This is a genomic window from Telluria sp. AZSoR62, assembly GCF_058111565.1.
The window spans coordinates 37,754-51,739 of sequence record NZ_JBYTST010000016.1 but is presented as its reverse complement, the minus strand read 5'-3'; the positions used below and the strand labels follow the sequence as shown (position 1 = coordinate 51,739).

Annotated in this window: 12 protein-coding genes; 8 read left to right on the top strand and 4 right to left on the bottom strand. The window is 66.0% G+C overall.

The features are described 5' to 3' along the window. Positions 1 to 7: 7 nt before the first annotated feature. From AC3XQU_RS20590 to infA, 3 genes are all read right to left on the bottom strand, one after another. Positions 8 to 1,093, bottom strand: a complete 1,086-nt coding sequence (locus AC3XQU_RS20590) for an NHL repeat-containing protein (protein ID WP_489876028.1) — start codon at positions 1,091 to 1,093, stop codon at positions 8 to 10. A 90-nt stretch (positions 1,094 to 1,183) separates the two neighbouring features. Beyond that, positions 1,184 to 2,833, bottom strand: a complete 1,650-nt coding sequence (locus AC3XQU_RS20585; protein WP_489876027.1) for an ATP-binding domain-containing protein — start codon at positions 2,831 to 2,833, stop codon at positions 1,184 to 1,186. Between the two features lie 131 nt (positions 2,834 to 2,964). Then, entirely contained in the window at positions 2,965 to 3,237 is a 273-nt protein-coding gene (gene infA / locus AC3XQU_RS20580; protein ID WP_171088499.1) for a translation initiation factor IF-1, read from the bottom strand. Positions 3,238 to 4,055: 818 nt separating this feature from the next. On the opposite strand from infA, the gene leuA reads away from it, so the two are divergent. From leuA to AC3XQU_RS20540, 8 genes are all read left to right on the top strand, one after another. Further along, positions 4,056 to 5,735 (top strand): 2-isopropylmalate synthase, encoded by a 1,680-nt coding sequence (gene leuA, locus AC3XQU_RS20575; protein ID WP_489876026.1) that lies wholly within the window; start codon positions 4,056 to 4,058, stop codon positions 5,733 to 5,735. A gap of 140 nt (positions 5,736 to 5,875) precedes the next feature. Then, positions 5,876 to 8,836, top strand: a complete 2,961-nt coding sequence (locus tag AC3XQU_RS20570; RefSeq protein ID WP_489876025.1) for a DUF6701 domain-containing protein — start codon at positions 5,876 to 5,878, stop codon at positions 8,834 to 8,836. Next, positions 8,833 to 9,318 (top strand): prepilin-type N-terminal cleavage/methylation domain-containing protein, encoded by a 486-nt coding sequence (locus tag AC3XQU_RS20565; protein WP_489876024.1) that lies wholly within the window; start codon positions 8,833 to 8,835, stop codon positions 9,316 to 9,318. The genes AC3XQU_RS20570 and AC3XQU_RS20565 overlap by 4 nt, the downstream gene beginning before the upstream one ends. Positions 9,319 to 9,325: 7 nt before the next feature. Then, the gene (locus AC3XQU_RS20560) at positions 9,326 to 9,775 is read left to right on the top strand and encodes a type IV pilus modification PilV family protein (protein ID WP_489876023.1); all 450 of its coding nucleotides are present in this window, start codon (positions 9,326 to 9,328) and stop codon (positions 9,773 to 9,775) included. After that, positions 9,772 to 10,614: a prepilin-type N-terminal cleavage/methylation domain-containing protein gene (locus AC3XQU_RS20555; RefSeq protein WP_489876022.1), complete on the top strand. Its 843-nt coding sequence runs from the start codon at positions 9,772 to 9,774 to the stop codon at positions 10,612 to 10,614. The genes AC3XQU_RS20560 and AC3XQU_RS20555 overlap by 4 nt, the downstream gene beginning before the upstream one ends. Further along, positions 10,611 to 11,096: an MSHA biogenesis protein MshP gene (locus AC3XQU_RS20550; RefSeq protein WP_489876021.1), complete on the top strand. Its 486-nt coding sequence runs from the start codon at positions 10,611 to 10,613 to the stop codon at positions 11,094 to 11,096. Before AC3XQU_RS20555 ends, AC3XQU_RS20550 begins: the two co-directional genes overlap by 4 nt. 95 nt (positions 11,097 to 11,191) lie before the next feature. Next, entirely contained in the window at positions 11,192 to 11,932 is a 741-nt protein-coding gene (locus AC3XQU_RS20545; protein ID WP_489876020.1) for an SDR family oxidoreductase, read from the top strand. Beyond that, positions 11,929 to 12,570 carry an HAD-IA family hydrolase gene (locus AC3XQU_RS20540; RefSeq protein WP_489876019.1) on the top strand — a complete coding sequence of 214 codons (642 nt, stop codon included), beginning with the start codon at positions 11,929 to 11,931 and terminating at the stop codon, positions 12,568 to 12,570. The genes AC3XQU_RS20545 and AC3XQU_RS20540 overlap by 4 nt, the downstream gene beginning before the upstream one ends. 58 nt (positions 12,571 to 12,628) lie before the next feature. On the opposite strand, the gene AC3XQU_RS20535 is transcribed toward AC3XQU_RS20540, so the two are convergent. After that, the gene (locus AC3XQU_RS20535; protein WP_489876018.1) at positions 12,629 to 13,867 is read right to left on the bottom strand and encodes an RtcB family protein; all 1,239 of its coding nucleotides are present in this window, start codon (positions 13,865 to 13,867) and stop codon (positions 12,629 to 12,631) included. Positions 13,868 to 13,986 lie beyond the last annotated feature (119 nt).

Sequence of the window (13,986 nt, the reverse complement as noted above, 5' to 3'; positions counted from 1 at the left end):
CGCCGGTTCAGGGCAGCTTGATCTTGATGACGGCGTTCCCGGTGGTGGCGTACAGGTAGCCCTTGCCGTCGGTGGCGATACCGCGGATGTTCGGTAGGCTGCCGGGCAAGGCGCCGGTCGCGAGCGTCGTCGCCTTGGGCGTGCCGGCAACCGTCGTCACGACGCCGGCAGGCGTGATTCTGCGCACCAGGTTGTTGATGTTGTCCGCCGCGTACACGTTGCCCTGCGGGTCGACGGTCAAGGCCATCACATCTTCGAACCTGGCCGCCGCGCCCGTGCCATCGACGTAGCCGCGCTGGTCGGGCGAACCGGCCAGCCGCGCCAGGGTATTGGAGCCGTTGGTCTTGCTGATGGTGCGGTCCAGGGTCATCACGTAGACGTTGTTGCTGGCGTCGACCGCCACGCCGCGCTGCACGAAGGTGCGGGTGCCGGACACGTTCAGCACCGGCGTGCCTTCCAGTATCGCGGTCGCGCCATTCGGTGCGACGCGGCGTGTGCTGTGGCCGTTGGTCACGATGAGATCGCCTCTCGAGTCGACGGCGATGCCGCCGATATCGCTCAGGGGAGCGCTGCGGCCATCCGCGCTGGTCCCTGGCGGGATCTCGAATACGGTCTCGACCTGTGCGGCCGTACCGATCCTGCGCACCAGGCGGTTGTCGCCGACATACAGCAGGTTGCCCGGGCCGATGGCGATCGCCAGGGGATTGGTGAAGCGGGCGGTGCCGCCGACGCCGTTGATGAATTCGCTGTTGCCCGCGGAGCCGGCCAGCGTGGTGACGACACCCGCAGGCGTGATCTTGCGCACCGTGAAATTACCCCGGTCGGCCACATACAGGTTGCCTGCGGAATCGATGGTGATGCCGTGCGGCGCGTTGAAGCGTGCGGTGGCGCCGGTGGCATCCCTGCTGCCGGAGGCCGTCGCATCGCCGGCGACGAGCGTGATGGCGGCGGGCGGCGGCGGCGGGGTGTCGCCGTCGTCGGGTTTGTCCCTGGGCGGATGGTCGCCGCAGGCCGCCAGCAGCAGCATTAATGCCGACGCGCCCAGTAATGCGAGTCGCCTGCGTCCTGCGCGTGCCACCGCCTGCTGTTTCATCTGTCGTCTCCAAAATACGATAGACAAAATGCTAGCACGCCCAGGCCCGCGCCATGGCCGAATCCTCATGGCTCCCGCATAAACTGGGCATCAATCGTCGAAGGCCGCCGTATCCATCCGGTCCAAAAACTGCACCGAGGCGCGCTCGCTCATCACCAGCACCAGCTTCAGACGCGCGCGCGTCATGCCGACAAACAGCTTGCGCAGCGTGAGCTCGTCCATCTCCTCGAAGTCGATCTCGGTGAAGATCAGCGCCGGCGCCGACTGGCCCTTGAAGCGGTAGACCGATTCGGCCAGCAGCCCGCCTTCGCGGAACACCGGGTTGCCGAACAAATCGTAGGCGCCGGTGAAGGAGCGCAGGGTGTGGGCGTCGCTCAGTTTATCGAGCTTGAGGATGGCCGATTTTTCGCGCCCGCGGAAGGAGCAGATGGCGATGTCCTGGCGCCCGAAGCCCGCCGCCAGGCAGGAGGTAACGGCGCGCCGGGTGGCGGCCAGCATGGCTTCAAGGTCGCCTTCCGGGTAGGTGAGTTCTTCGATGTCCGCGCCCTTGAACGGGCTGCCCGCCTCCACCGGCTGGCTGACGGCGCCGATCGAGGTCAGCATCTGCACGATCTGGCGCGGGCTGCGGTAATTCGTGTTCGAGTGCAGCACCACCCAGCCCGGCAGCGGCACCGTGGCCTTGCCGTACAGGTTCTGGTCGGGGTCTTCCAGCCAGATGCCGCGGCCGTTTTCCTTCAGCATGCGCAGCACGATGTCGCGCCACATGGTCGAGAAATCCTGGCCCTCGTCGATGATGACGACGTCGTACTGCCAGGTCTCGGGCAGGTCGGCCGCCACCAGGGCCGCTTCGATGTCGGCCCAGACGTCGGGCGAGGCGTAGTCGGGGGTCTGGCCCTGGGCGCGCAGCCAGGCGTCGCACAGCTCGTGGAAGTTGGCGACGCGCCCGCCGCTGGGTACCAGGCGCTGGATGTGGTCGGCCAGCGGGCGGTTGAAGCAGACGTAGAGCGGTCGCAGGCCGGCGTCCAGCGCGGCGGTATATTCGGCCAGCGCCAGCTGGGTCTTGCCGCTGCCGGCGGTGCCCATCACGCGCAGGCGGAAGGGCGAGAATTCGAGCCGGCGCGCCCAGGTGGCCAGGCCGCCCGACAGGCGCGTGACCATCTGGGTGGCGCAGCCGATCATCGAGCTCGGGTCGGGCCGCAGGCTCAGGGTGTCGCCGAGGTAGCGCACGACCTTGTCGAATTCTTCGGTGCGCGCCGTGATCGGCAGGATTTCGCGGATGGCCGCGCCCAGCCGGCCCTTGTTGGTGGCGTCGATGATGTGGGTCGGGTCGATGCCGGCCTGCTGCGGGTCGCGCACGATGTAGTCGGGGCAGTACAGCAGGTAGTCGATCGACAGCTGGCCCTGGTAGCGCTTGGAGAAGCCTTCGATGCTGTGCAGGATCTGCTGGCGGATCTTGCGCGGCTTGCCTTGGTAGTTCTTCACCAGCCCGTCTGGCGATTCGTTCAGGAAGCCGGCGATCTGCTCGATGAGCAGGACCCTGCCGTTGGGCGCGACGATGATGAAGTCGATGTCGCCATAGGCCGAAAAGCCGTGCTCGACATTGGTCCAGTGGACGCCGTGGTAGATCTCGTAGGGGGTATCCGACAGCCGCTTGTCGAGGAGGGTGAGGGTTTCGATCTCACGTGCGGCAGAACCGGTGACGGACATTTCGCGCCAGCCGGCAGGGTGAATATGGGCCATGGATCGTCCGGAGGTTGTCGTTTTATGAACACATTGTAAAGCTGTTCATGCCACGCAACCGCACTATTGGCACAGGGGCCGGGACAATCCGCCGGTCCGTCCCGTTTGGAACAGGACCGGCGCCTGCTGGATCAGCGGCGGCGTGGGGCCGGGCGCTGTCCGCCGCCGGTCGAAGGACCGCGGGTTTCGATGTGACGGAACACGATACGGCCCTTGTTCAGGTCGTATGGGGACAGTTCGAGCGTGACACGGTCACCCGCCAGGATGCGGATGTGGTTCTTCTTCATGCGGCCCGAGGTGTAAGCGATCAGCTTGTGGCCGTTGTCGAGGTCGACGCGGAAACGCATTTCCGGCAGGATTTCGGACACGAGGCCGTTCATTTCAATCAGTTCTTCTTTTGCCATGCTGGTTCTCCTAAAGCGTGCGTTACGGCCCGGGCGGCGCGCGGGTTCGTTGTCATTCGGTCGCACCGCCAGACATGTCACGAAGGCGGCGATTGGTGCTGGCCTGACCGGGAAGCCAGGGCTGGAAACGGAAGCGCGCAACCTGGAAAGGAGCGGAGGCTTGGGCGGTGGCGTAGCGCAGTGCGGGAAGCGCAGGGTGCAGGTACGAGACCGGATTGGTGCCGAGAAGCGCTGCTGCTTCATCGACAGGGAAAGCACAGTATACCAGTAAACATCGTGCGGTGCAGAAACAGGGCTTGATCCAGGTCGTGGCGTTGGGAGATTTCCGGCTCCTTGGCGGATCGTTAACCCGTAGGGTGGGCAAGTTCCTTGCCCACCCTACGGTGTAGTGGCGGCGCCGACTGTGTAGTTTACCGCAGCGCACAAATATTTGCTTGACACGCCATTGCCTGCTCTCTTACATTCATTCACATGTCCTGCCCACTGCATCTGTCGATTTCCCTACCTGCCGCCGGCGCGCTAGCGCTGGCCGCCCTGCTACTACGCGCGTAAATTACGCCGTAGGTCCCGGCCACAAGCCGGCCAAGCAAGCAGCATGTAGTCCAGGAAAGTCCGACCCGATGTCCAAGATTCCTTCTCCAGCACCGACGTTCTCCGCCACCAGCCATAACCTGGCCTCTGCTGCACGTGCGTTCGTCCGCCTGCTGCTAAAGCTACCGACCGGTTACCGGGCCTAGCGCATCGCGGCCGCCCGGTAGCCTTCCGCCGCATTTCCGCCCTCACCGGGCTCAGAAGAACACCGCAAGGAGCAAGCGATCATGCTGAAGAACCCCGCCGCCAAATACCGTCCTTTCCCCGCCGTACCGCTCGCCGACCGCCAGTGGCCGTCGCGCTCGATCACCCGCCCGCCGATCTGGATGAGCACCGACCTGCGCGACGGCAACCAGGCGCTGATCGAGCCGATGAGCCCGGAGAAGAAGCTGCGCTTCTTCGAGATGCTGGTGAAAGTGGGCATCAAGGAAATCGAGGTCGGCTTCCCGTCCGCCTCGCAGGCCGATTTCGATTTCGTGCGCATGCTGGTGGAAGAGAATCGCATTCCGATTGATGTGACCATCATCGTGCTGACCCAGGCGCGCGATGAGCTGATCCGCCGCACGGTGGAGTCGGCGGTGGGCGCACGACGCGCCATCGTCCACGTTTACAACTCGGTGGCGCCGGTGTTCCGCCGCGTGGTGTTCGGCATGGAACGCGACGAGATCGTGCAGATCGCAGTAAAAGGCACGCAGCTGATCAAGGAACTCGTGGCCGCGCACCCGCAGACCCAGTGGGGCCTGGAGTATTCGCCGGAGTCGTTCTCCACCACCGAGCTCGATTTCTCGAAACAGATCGTTGATGCCGTCAGCAGCGTGTGGCAGCCGACCCCCTCCAGCCCGATGATCGTCAACCTGCCCTCGACGGTGGAGGCGAGCACGCCCAATGTCTACGCCGACCAGATCGAGTGGATGTGCCGCAACCTGGAACGGCGCGCATCGCTGGTGATCAGCGTGCACCCGCACAACGACCGCGGCACGGCCGTGGCGGCGGCGGAACTGGCCGTGATGGCCGGCGCCGACCGCGTCGAGGGCTGCCTGTTCGGCAACGGCGAGCGCACCGGCAACGTCGACCTGGTGACCCTGGCCATGAATTTGTACACCCAGGGCGTCGACCCGGGCCTGGATTTCTCGGACATCGACGCCGTGCGCCAGCTGGTGGAGGAATGCAACCAGCTGCCGGTGCAACCGCGCCATCCGTATGCGGGCGACCTGGTCTTTACCGCCTTCTCGGGCTCGCACCAGGATGCGATCAAGAAGGGCTTCGCCAAGCAGGACAAGGACGGGATCTGGGAAGTGCCCTACCTGCCGATCGACCCGGCCGACCTGGGCCGCAGCTACGACGCCGTCATCCGGGTCAACAGCCAGTCCGGCAAGGGCGGCATGGCCTACCTGCTGGCGCAGGAATACGGCCTGGAGCTGCCGCGCCGCCTGCAGATCGAATTCTCGCGCGCGGTGCAGCGCATGGCCGACGAAACCGGCCGCGAGATTGCCGCTTCGAGCATCCACGCGCTGTTCTCGCAGGAATACCTGGAGCAGGAATCGCCTTTCAGCTACGTGTCGCACCGCATGACGGAAGACAGCCAGCACGGCGTGCAGATCGACCTGAGCGTGGCGCGCGATGGCGTCACCCAGGCCTGCCGCGGCGACGGCAATGGCCCGATCGACGCCTTCGTCAAGGCGCTGGGCCTGGACATCCGCCTCATGGATTACCACGAGCACGCGATCGGCCGCGGCGCCGATGCGCGCGCCGCCTGCTATGTCGAGCTGCGCGTGGGCAGCGGCCAGACCCTGTTTGGCGTCGGTATCGACAGCAATATCCTGACGGCCTCGTTCCGCGCGGTGCTGTCGGCGGTGAACCGCCACGTGGGGATGACGGCAGCGGGCGAGCAGGCCATCGCAGCCTGAACTGCTGCCATGTTGGCAAGGACAGGCGTCGCGGCGTGGCCTGGATGCACGAAAAGCGTTGCCTGAGCGAAAAATCCGTTGTCGGGTAAAGGTAACTGGGGCAAACTTTCGGCATTGATGCTTTGACGCCGGCCGCCACCTTGTCCTTCCCTTCCCTGTTCGCGATCCTGTTCGCCCGCCTCAGCCTGCCGCGCTGCCGCGCCCTCACCCGGTGGCTGGCGGCGCTCGTCTTCGGGTTGGCGGGGATGCTGGGCACTAGCATGGCCCAGGCCGCCACCTATGTCTTCGATGGGGATCCGATCTATTCGTGCACCTATTCGGCGTCGCTCAAGCTCTACACCTGCCCCTCCTCGGCCTACCTGGCTGAATACGACCAGGTCATCATCGCCAGCGGCTATACCGTCAAGGTCAACAACAATATCATCATCGGCTACAACCATGGCCTGACGATGAGCGGGACGGCCAAACTGATCGTGACGGGCTACCTGGACATCTCGGCCATGAAACCTGCCAACCTGAATGTGACGGACGGCAGCTTCGAGATCGGCGGCGCGTTCACGGCGGGCGACCTGTCGACCACGATGAGCGCCGACGTCAAGGCCGGCGCCATCCAGCTCGGCCCGGCCCGCGTCACCATCACCGGCAACCTGGTCTCGACGGGCGTGGTGAACATCAGTTCGAATTCGAAAGTGACGGGCGATATCAGCGGCACGGTGATCACGACCGGCTCGACGGTATCGATCACGGGCAACATTACGGCCAGCACCAGGGTTTCGCTCGAGAACGCGACGACGGTGGCCGGAACAGTGACGGCGCCGGTCGTCAACTTGCTCCCCTCGAATACCCGGATCACGGGCGACGTCACCGCCACTACCTCGGTGACCATGGGCAGCAGCACGTTCATTACCGGCAACGTCGATACCGGCAGCCTGGTGCTGGAAGCCTCGTCCTCCGTCATCACCGGCAACGCCAGCGTGACCCAGGCCAGGCTGGAACACGCCGGCCGCGTCACCGGCACCATCTTCTGCAAGAACGGCACCGCGAAAAACAAGTGCGACTGTGTGACCAACAACAGCGGTTATACGGTCAACAGCACGAATGGACCGAAGTGCGATAGCCCCCTGCCGAAGGGCCCGCACCATTTCCAGATCACGCACGACGGCGTGGGCGACACCTGCGTGCCCGAGCAGGTCACGATCCTGGCCTGCGCCAACGCCACCTGCACCGCGCCGCACTACACGGCCGGCGTCAGCGGCCAGCTGGGGCCCTTCGGGACGGCGTTTTCCATTCCCGTCAATGCCTCGACGGCGGTGGTGAGCGCGACGCGTATCCCGACCGGATCGGTGACCCTGGCCATCTCCAGCGCCAACCCGGCGTCGTTGTGGGCCGATACCTGCACCAACACGGCCAAGAATACGGCCAGCTGCGCCATGGAGTTCCTGGGCGGGACCAAGCTGATCCTCGACGTGCCCCACCACCTGGCCGGCGACAGCACGACCCTGAAGATCCGCGCGGTCAAGGCGAACGATACGCAGACGGCCTGCGTGACCGCCTTTACCAGCGTGAGTTACAACGTCCCCTACCGCTGCACCTACGGCAAACCAACGACCGGCACCAAGCCAATCACGCTCAACGGCACGGCGCTGGCCTGTACCGGATCCAGCACAAGCATCCAGACCGATTTCGACGCCAACGGGATGGACGAGCTCACGCTGGTCTATCCGGATGCCGGCGAGGTGGAGCTGAGCGCGACGGCCGACAGCGGCAAGGGCATGACGGCCGCCGGCAGCACCCGCTTCATCGTCGCGCCCAAGTCGTTCGAGCTGGTCAAGCCGGCCGCTCCGATCCGCGCCGGCGCAAACTTCGATCTGACCGTCAGGGCCAAGAATGCCGCGGGCGAGATTACCCCCAACTTCGACACGAAGAAGCTGACCGACGCCGGCGGGACCAGCCACACGGTCGCGCTGGACATCGATTGCCGTGGCCAGACAGGTGCGGACGGCGTCCTGACCACTCCGGCCTTCAGCTTTATGAACGGGGTGGCAAAAGCCACGCCGGCGTGGTCGGAAGTCGGCAAGATCGACCTCAAGGCCAGCGTGGTCAACTTCCTGGGCAGCCAGCTCGCTCCTGGCGGCAGCACCGACCTGGCGACACCCGGCTGCTCGGGCAACGTTGGCCCTTTCATTCCCAACCATTTCAAGGTCGCGCTGGCCGACACGCGCACGGCGTACTACTCCGGCGAGCCATTCGCGCTGGACGTCTTCGCCATGAGCGCCGGGGGCACCGTCACCGTCAACTATGCCTCCACCCTGGGGCTGAGTAACGCCGTGGCGCTGGCGGCGAACAACCTGGATGGCGCCGCCGTCGTCCCGGCCCCCGGGGTGCTGGTCCTGACGCCGGCGGCGCCGCATATTCCGGCAACCCCGCCGACGCAGACGATCCCGGCGGCCCTGTTCAACCTGGGCGTCGCCCGGGTCAAGCCGGTGTACACCCTGGCGGCCTACCCGGCCGCGCCGCTGCAGATCCGGTTGCGCGCCGCCAATGTCCATGCCAGGACGCCGGCCGCTTCCTGGGACATCGGCTCGGCCCTGCCGGCGGCCGCCGAGGAAGCCAGGCCGATCATCCGCAGCGGGCGCCTGCGCCTGGGCAGCCGCTTCGGCGGCCACAAGGCGGCTTTGTCGATTCCGGTAACTGCAGAATACTGGACCGGCCGCAGCTGGCTGCTCAACAGCGACGACGACTTCACGGTCATTCCGCCGGGGGCATTCGCGTTCACGCCGAGCGTGGCGGGCATGACGCCGACGAAATCCTTCGCGCCCGACCCGTTCCGGCTCGTCAAGGGCGCCGCGGCCTTCACGCTGCAGGTCGGCGCCGGTGGTCCGGGCTGGTTCGACATCGCGGCCAACCTCGGCTCCGCCAGCGCGGACAATGCCTGCGTAGGCAACCACCCGGCAAGCGCGGGCGCCGCGATCCCCTGGCTGCGCCCGATGACTGCAAGCTGCGGCGCCGCCGCGCGCAAGGACCCCGCCGCGCGCGCGACCTTCGGCGGCTTCCCGCCGGAACAGCGCCGCCTCATCCACGTGCGCGAGGTGTTCAATTGAACGGGGCTGCATTCAAGCGTTCCGGCGGCTTTACGATGGTCGAGCTGGTGGTGGTGATGGTGCTGATCGGCGTGCTGGCCGCCATCGGCGTGCCGCGCCTGATGGGCGACAATTCGATGGAGGCCGCCGCTTTCGGCGACGAGGTCGTCAGCGCGCTGCGCACCGCGCAGAAATCGGCGGCCGCCAAGCGCCGGGTGATCCGGGCAACCGTCGGCAGCAATAAGGTGATCCTGACCCTGAACCTTTCGTCCAACCTCACTCCGCCCGTACCCACGGCGCCGCTCAACGGCGAGACTTATGCCACCAGCGCAGGTGATGTTACTGCAACCTCGCACACGCTATTCTTCCAGCCAAACGGCACTATTACGCTTGACGAGGCCGGCACCACACCCGCGAGCGGCATGGTCCTCATCCAGCTCGGCACAGTCACTAAACGCCGTATCCGCTTCGAAGGGACCACTGGCTATGTGCAATATGAATAGGAAGCGCATGGCCGGGGTCACCCTGATCGAGCTGATCGTGGCGATCGTCATCATCAGCGCGGCGCTGGCCGGCCTGGTGGGCGCCTTCACGCAAGCCAACCGCGCCAGCGCCGACCCGGTGATCGCGCAGCAGATGCTGGCGATCGGCGAGAGCATGATGGAAGAAGTACTGCTCAAGCCCTTCGTTGCCAACGCCGAGCCGGCGACGACCCGGGCGCAGTTCAACGACATACGCGATTTCGATCCGGTCGACGATGCCAACTACGGCTATTCGAGTACCGGCATCAAGGATATCGACGGCGCCGCCGTTCCCGGGCTGGGCGGCTATTCCGTCAACGTACGCGTGAATAACGTCGCCATCGGCAATGTGCCGGCCGGCGACGCCTTGCGCGTCATCGTCACCGTCGGCAACGGCGCCGAGCGGCTGGCGCTGACCGGCTGGAGGACCAGGCCATGAAGCGCCAGCAGGGTTTCTCGCTGGTCGAGCTGGTGGTGGTCATCGTGCTGATCGGCGCCATCGGCGGCATCCTGGCAATGCAGCTGGGGCCGACGATCCAGGGTTACCTGGATGTGAGCCGGCGCGCGGGCCTGACCGATGCGGCCGATACGGCGCTGCGCCGCATCGTCACCGACGTACGAAGGGCCGTGCCCCATTCGCTCAGGATGCACAACGCACAATGCCTGGAGCTGGTGCCGACCATCGACGGCGGCCGCTACCGCACCGGCCCGGACGTGTCGGGCAGCCGCAGCGGCGACGCTTTCCTCGACTACGACGCCGGCGCTGCCCAGTTCGACGTGACGACGCGGTTTACCAGGGTACCGGCCGCGAACGACCTGGTCGTGATCGGCAACCAGAATCCGGGCGATGTGTACAGCGGGGCCAACGTCTCCTACATCCAGGGCGTGACAAACCGCGCCACGGACGCGGCCGACGCCTGGATGGGCCCGCACCGGATCGCCCTCACGGCGCCGGCGCAGATCCCGTTCGGCTATGAAGGCGGGCGCTTCGTGGTGGTGGCGCGTACGGAGCAGGCCGTGAGCTATGTCTGCGACGTCGCCAACGGCAGGCTTTCGCGCGTCGTGCGGCCGCTCTCGGCTGCCGGTAACGGGGCGAGCTGCCCTTCCCCGGTTGGTGAACCCTTGGTGGCGCAGCGGGTCTCGCGCTGCGAATTCACCTTCAACCCGAACCAGGGCGCCACGCCGCAGAGCGGCTTCATCCAGCTGCAGCTGGAGCTCACCGACGGCGGCGAATCGGTGCCGCTGACAATCGGCGCCCATGTGAGCAACATGCCATGAATGCCGTGAAACTACGCCGGCGCCAGTCCGGCTTTGCCTATATCGCGGCGGTGGTGCTGCTGATCGTCGTGGCCGGTGTGTGCACCGCGCTGCTGCGGCTGTCCGGCACCCAGCAGGCGACCGTCACCCAAGGACTGATGGGGGCACGGGCCAACCTGGCGGCGCGTGGGGCCGTCGAGTGGGGGTTCTACCAGATACGCGGTGGGGGTGACTGCTTCGCAAATCAGACCCTGAACGGGTTCAATGCGGACAGCGGTTTCGTGGTGCAGGTCGAGTGCACGCGGACCACCTTCAACGAAGGCGAGTCGAGTCCCGGTGTCGCGATCGGTAAGGCCATTTACAGCATCAGCGCAGTGGCCTGCAATGCGGCCGCCTGCGGCACTGCCGCAACACCCGCCATGGTCTCGCAGCCGGACTACATCGAACGCCGCCGTGTCGCGACCACCTGCATGGTCGACGGCAACCCGGCCGCGGACTGCTGACCCAGGCGCGCCGAAGGCCTTGCTGCGGCTGCCAAAAATATTTTGGCAAAATGGTTCATGATGGCGTCAACACCATCACGCAAAGGAAGCGCGCCATGAACCAGGACACCCGACAAGTCGCCATCGTGACCGGCGCCTCGCGCGGCATCGGCGCTGCCATCGCGCAGCGGCTGGCCGAGGACGGCTACCGGATTGTCGTCAACTACGCCGCCAACGCCTCCGAGGCGCAGCGCGTCGTCGCCACCCTGCACGCGACTGGGCACACGGCCATCGCCGTGCAGGCGGACGTATCCAAACCGGACGAGGTGCGCGCGATGTTCGACACCGCCGAGCGCGAGCTGGGCCGGGTGGACGTCCTGGTCAACAATGCGGGCATCCTCAAGACCATGGCGCTGGCCGACACCAGCGACGCGCTGTTCGAGCAGACCTTCGGCGTCAACGTGCAGGGCACCTTCAACACCCTGCGCGAAGCCGCCAGGCGCATGAAGGACGGCGGGCGCATCGTGAATTTCTCCACCACCGTGCTGGCCATGAAGCTGCCGGGCTATGCGGTCTACAGCGCCAGCAAGGCCGCGGTCGAAGCGCTGGGCGGCGTGTTCGCCAAGGAGCTGCGCGGCCGCCGGATCCGCGTCAACACCGTCGCGCCGGGGCCGGTGGCCACCGAACTGTTCTTCGAAGGGAAGACCCAGGAGCAGGTCGACCATTTCGCCAGGCTGCCGCCGCTCGAGCGCCTGGGCGAGCCTGGCGACATCGCGCGCATCGTGTCCTTCCTGGTGAGCGAGGAATCCGGCTGGGTCAACGGCCAGGTGCTGCGCGCCAACGGCGGCACCGCTTGAGCGCCTGCCTGCCCTGCCGGCTCGCCATCTTCGACTTCGACGGCACGCTGGCCGATTCCTTTCCGTTTTTCGTCAGCGTGTTCAACCAGATCGCCGACCAGCACGGCTTCCGGCGCATCGCGGCGGGCGAGGCGCACAGCCTGCGCCACCACGACATGCGCGCCATCATGCGCCATGTCGGCATGCCGGCCTGGAAGCTGCCGCTGGCGTCGAACAGCTTCATCGCCCTGATGCGCGAGCACGCGGCAAGCATCGCGCTGTTCGACGGCATCGAGGAGGTGCTGCCGGCATTGCATCGCGCGGGAGTGCGGCTGGCGATCGTGTCGTCGAATTCGGAGCAGAACGTGCGGCTGGTGCTGGGGCAGAAACTGAGCGCCCTGTTCGGGCACTACGAATGCGGGATGTCCGTGTTCGGAAAGGCGGCGCGGCTGCGCAGGGTGCTGCGGCAGGCGGGCGTGTTGCCGGCGCAGGCCTTGTATGTGGGAGACCAGGCGCTCGATGCGGAGGCGGCGCGCAAGGCCGGGATCGCATTCGGGGCGGTGAGCTGGGGGTATGCGCCGATCGAGGCCTTGCGGCGTGTAGGGCCGGAGCGCGAGTTCGGGGTGCCTTCCGAGCTGCTGCACATCTTGCGCGGCTGATCGAAGGGCACTTGAACGCGTGGGCAAGAAACTTGCCCACCCTACGGGTCAAGACGGATCAGCCTTTCACGCACACCACCTGCTTGAGCGTGTGCACCACTTCCACCAGCTCGCGCTGGGCATGCATGACGTCGTCGATGTCCTTGTAGGCCATCGGGATCTCGTCGATCACGCCCTCGTCCTTGCGGCATTCCACGCCTTCGGTGGCGCGTTCGGCGTCAAGCCTGGTAAAGCGGCGCTTGGCTTCGGTGCGGCTCATCACGCGCCCGGCGCCGTGGCTGCAGCTGTGGAAGCTTTCGGGGTTGCCCTTGCCGCGCACGATGAAGCTTTTCGCGCCCATCGAACCGGGAATGATGCCCAGCTCGCCCTCGCGCGCCGACACCGCGCCCTTGCGCGTCAGGAGCACGTCCTTGCCGAAGTGGCGCTCCTTCTGCACGTAGTTGTGGTGGCAGTTCACCGCTTCGACGTGCGTCTCGAAGGGCTTGGCGATGACGCTGCGCACCGCGCGGATCGCGTTCTCCATCATCACTTCGCGGTTGATGCGCGCAAACTTCTGGGCCCAGCCCACGGCCTCGACATAGTCGTCGTAATGCTGGGTGCCTTCCTCGAGGTAGGCCAGGTCCTGGTCGGGCAGGTTGACCTGGTGGCGCCGCATGTCCTGGCGCGCCAGCTCGATGAAATGGGTGCCGATGGCGTTGCCCACGCCGCGCGAGCCCGAGTGCAGCATGATCCAGACGGCGCCCTCTTCGTCCAGGCAGACCTCGACGAAATGGTTGCCGCTGCCGAGGGTGCCCAGGTGCTTGTAGTTGTTGGTGCCGCGCAGTTTCGGGTACTTGCGGCAGATCTCGTCGAATTCGGCCCTGAGTCTGGCCCAGCCGGCATCGACCACGGGCGGCGGATTGCTCCAGGAGCCGACATCGCGGCTGCCCTTGTGGTTGCGGGTCTTGGGCGACATGCCATGCGGGACCGCCTGCTCGATGGCGCTGCGCAGCTTGGCGAGATTATCCGGCAGGTCGTTCGCGCGCAGCGTGGTCTTGGCCGCCATCATGCCGCAGCCGATGTCCACGCCGACCGCGGCCGGGATCACGGCGCCCAGGGTCGGGATCACGCTGCCGATGGTCGAGCCCTTGCCGACGTGGACATCGGGCATGACGGCCACGTGGTGGAACAGGAAGGGCATCTGCGCCAGTTTCTGCAGCTGTTCCTTTGCCTCTGCCTCGACCGGGACGCCCTGGGTCCACATCTTGACCGGCTTGCCGCCCTTGGTCGCCAGCAGTTCGATATCGTCGTTTTTCATGGTGAATATGATCGCGCAAATCGCCGAACCGGGGAGTCCGGAATGAATCCGACTCGATGCTGTTGCAGATCAACAAGATCTACGGCAGGAGGTCAAGACTGGAGGATATTTCGATTCAG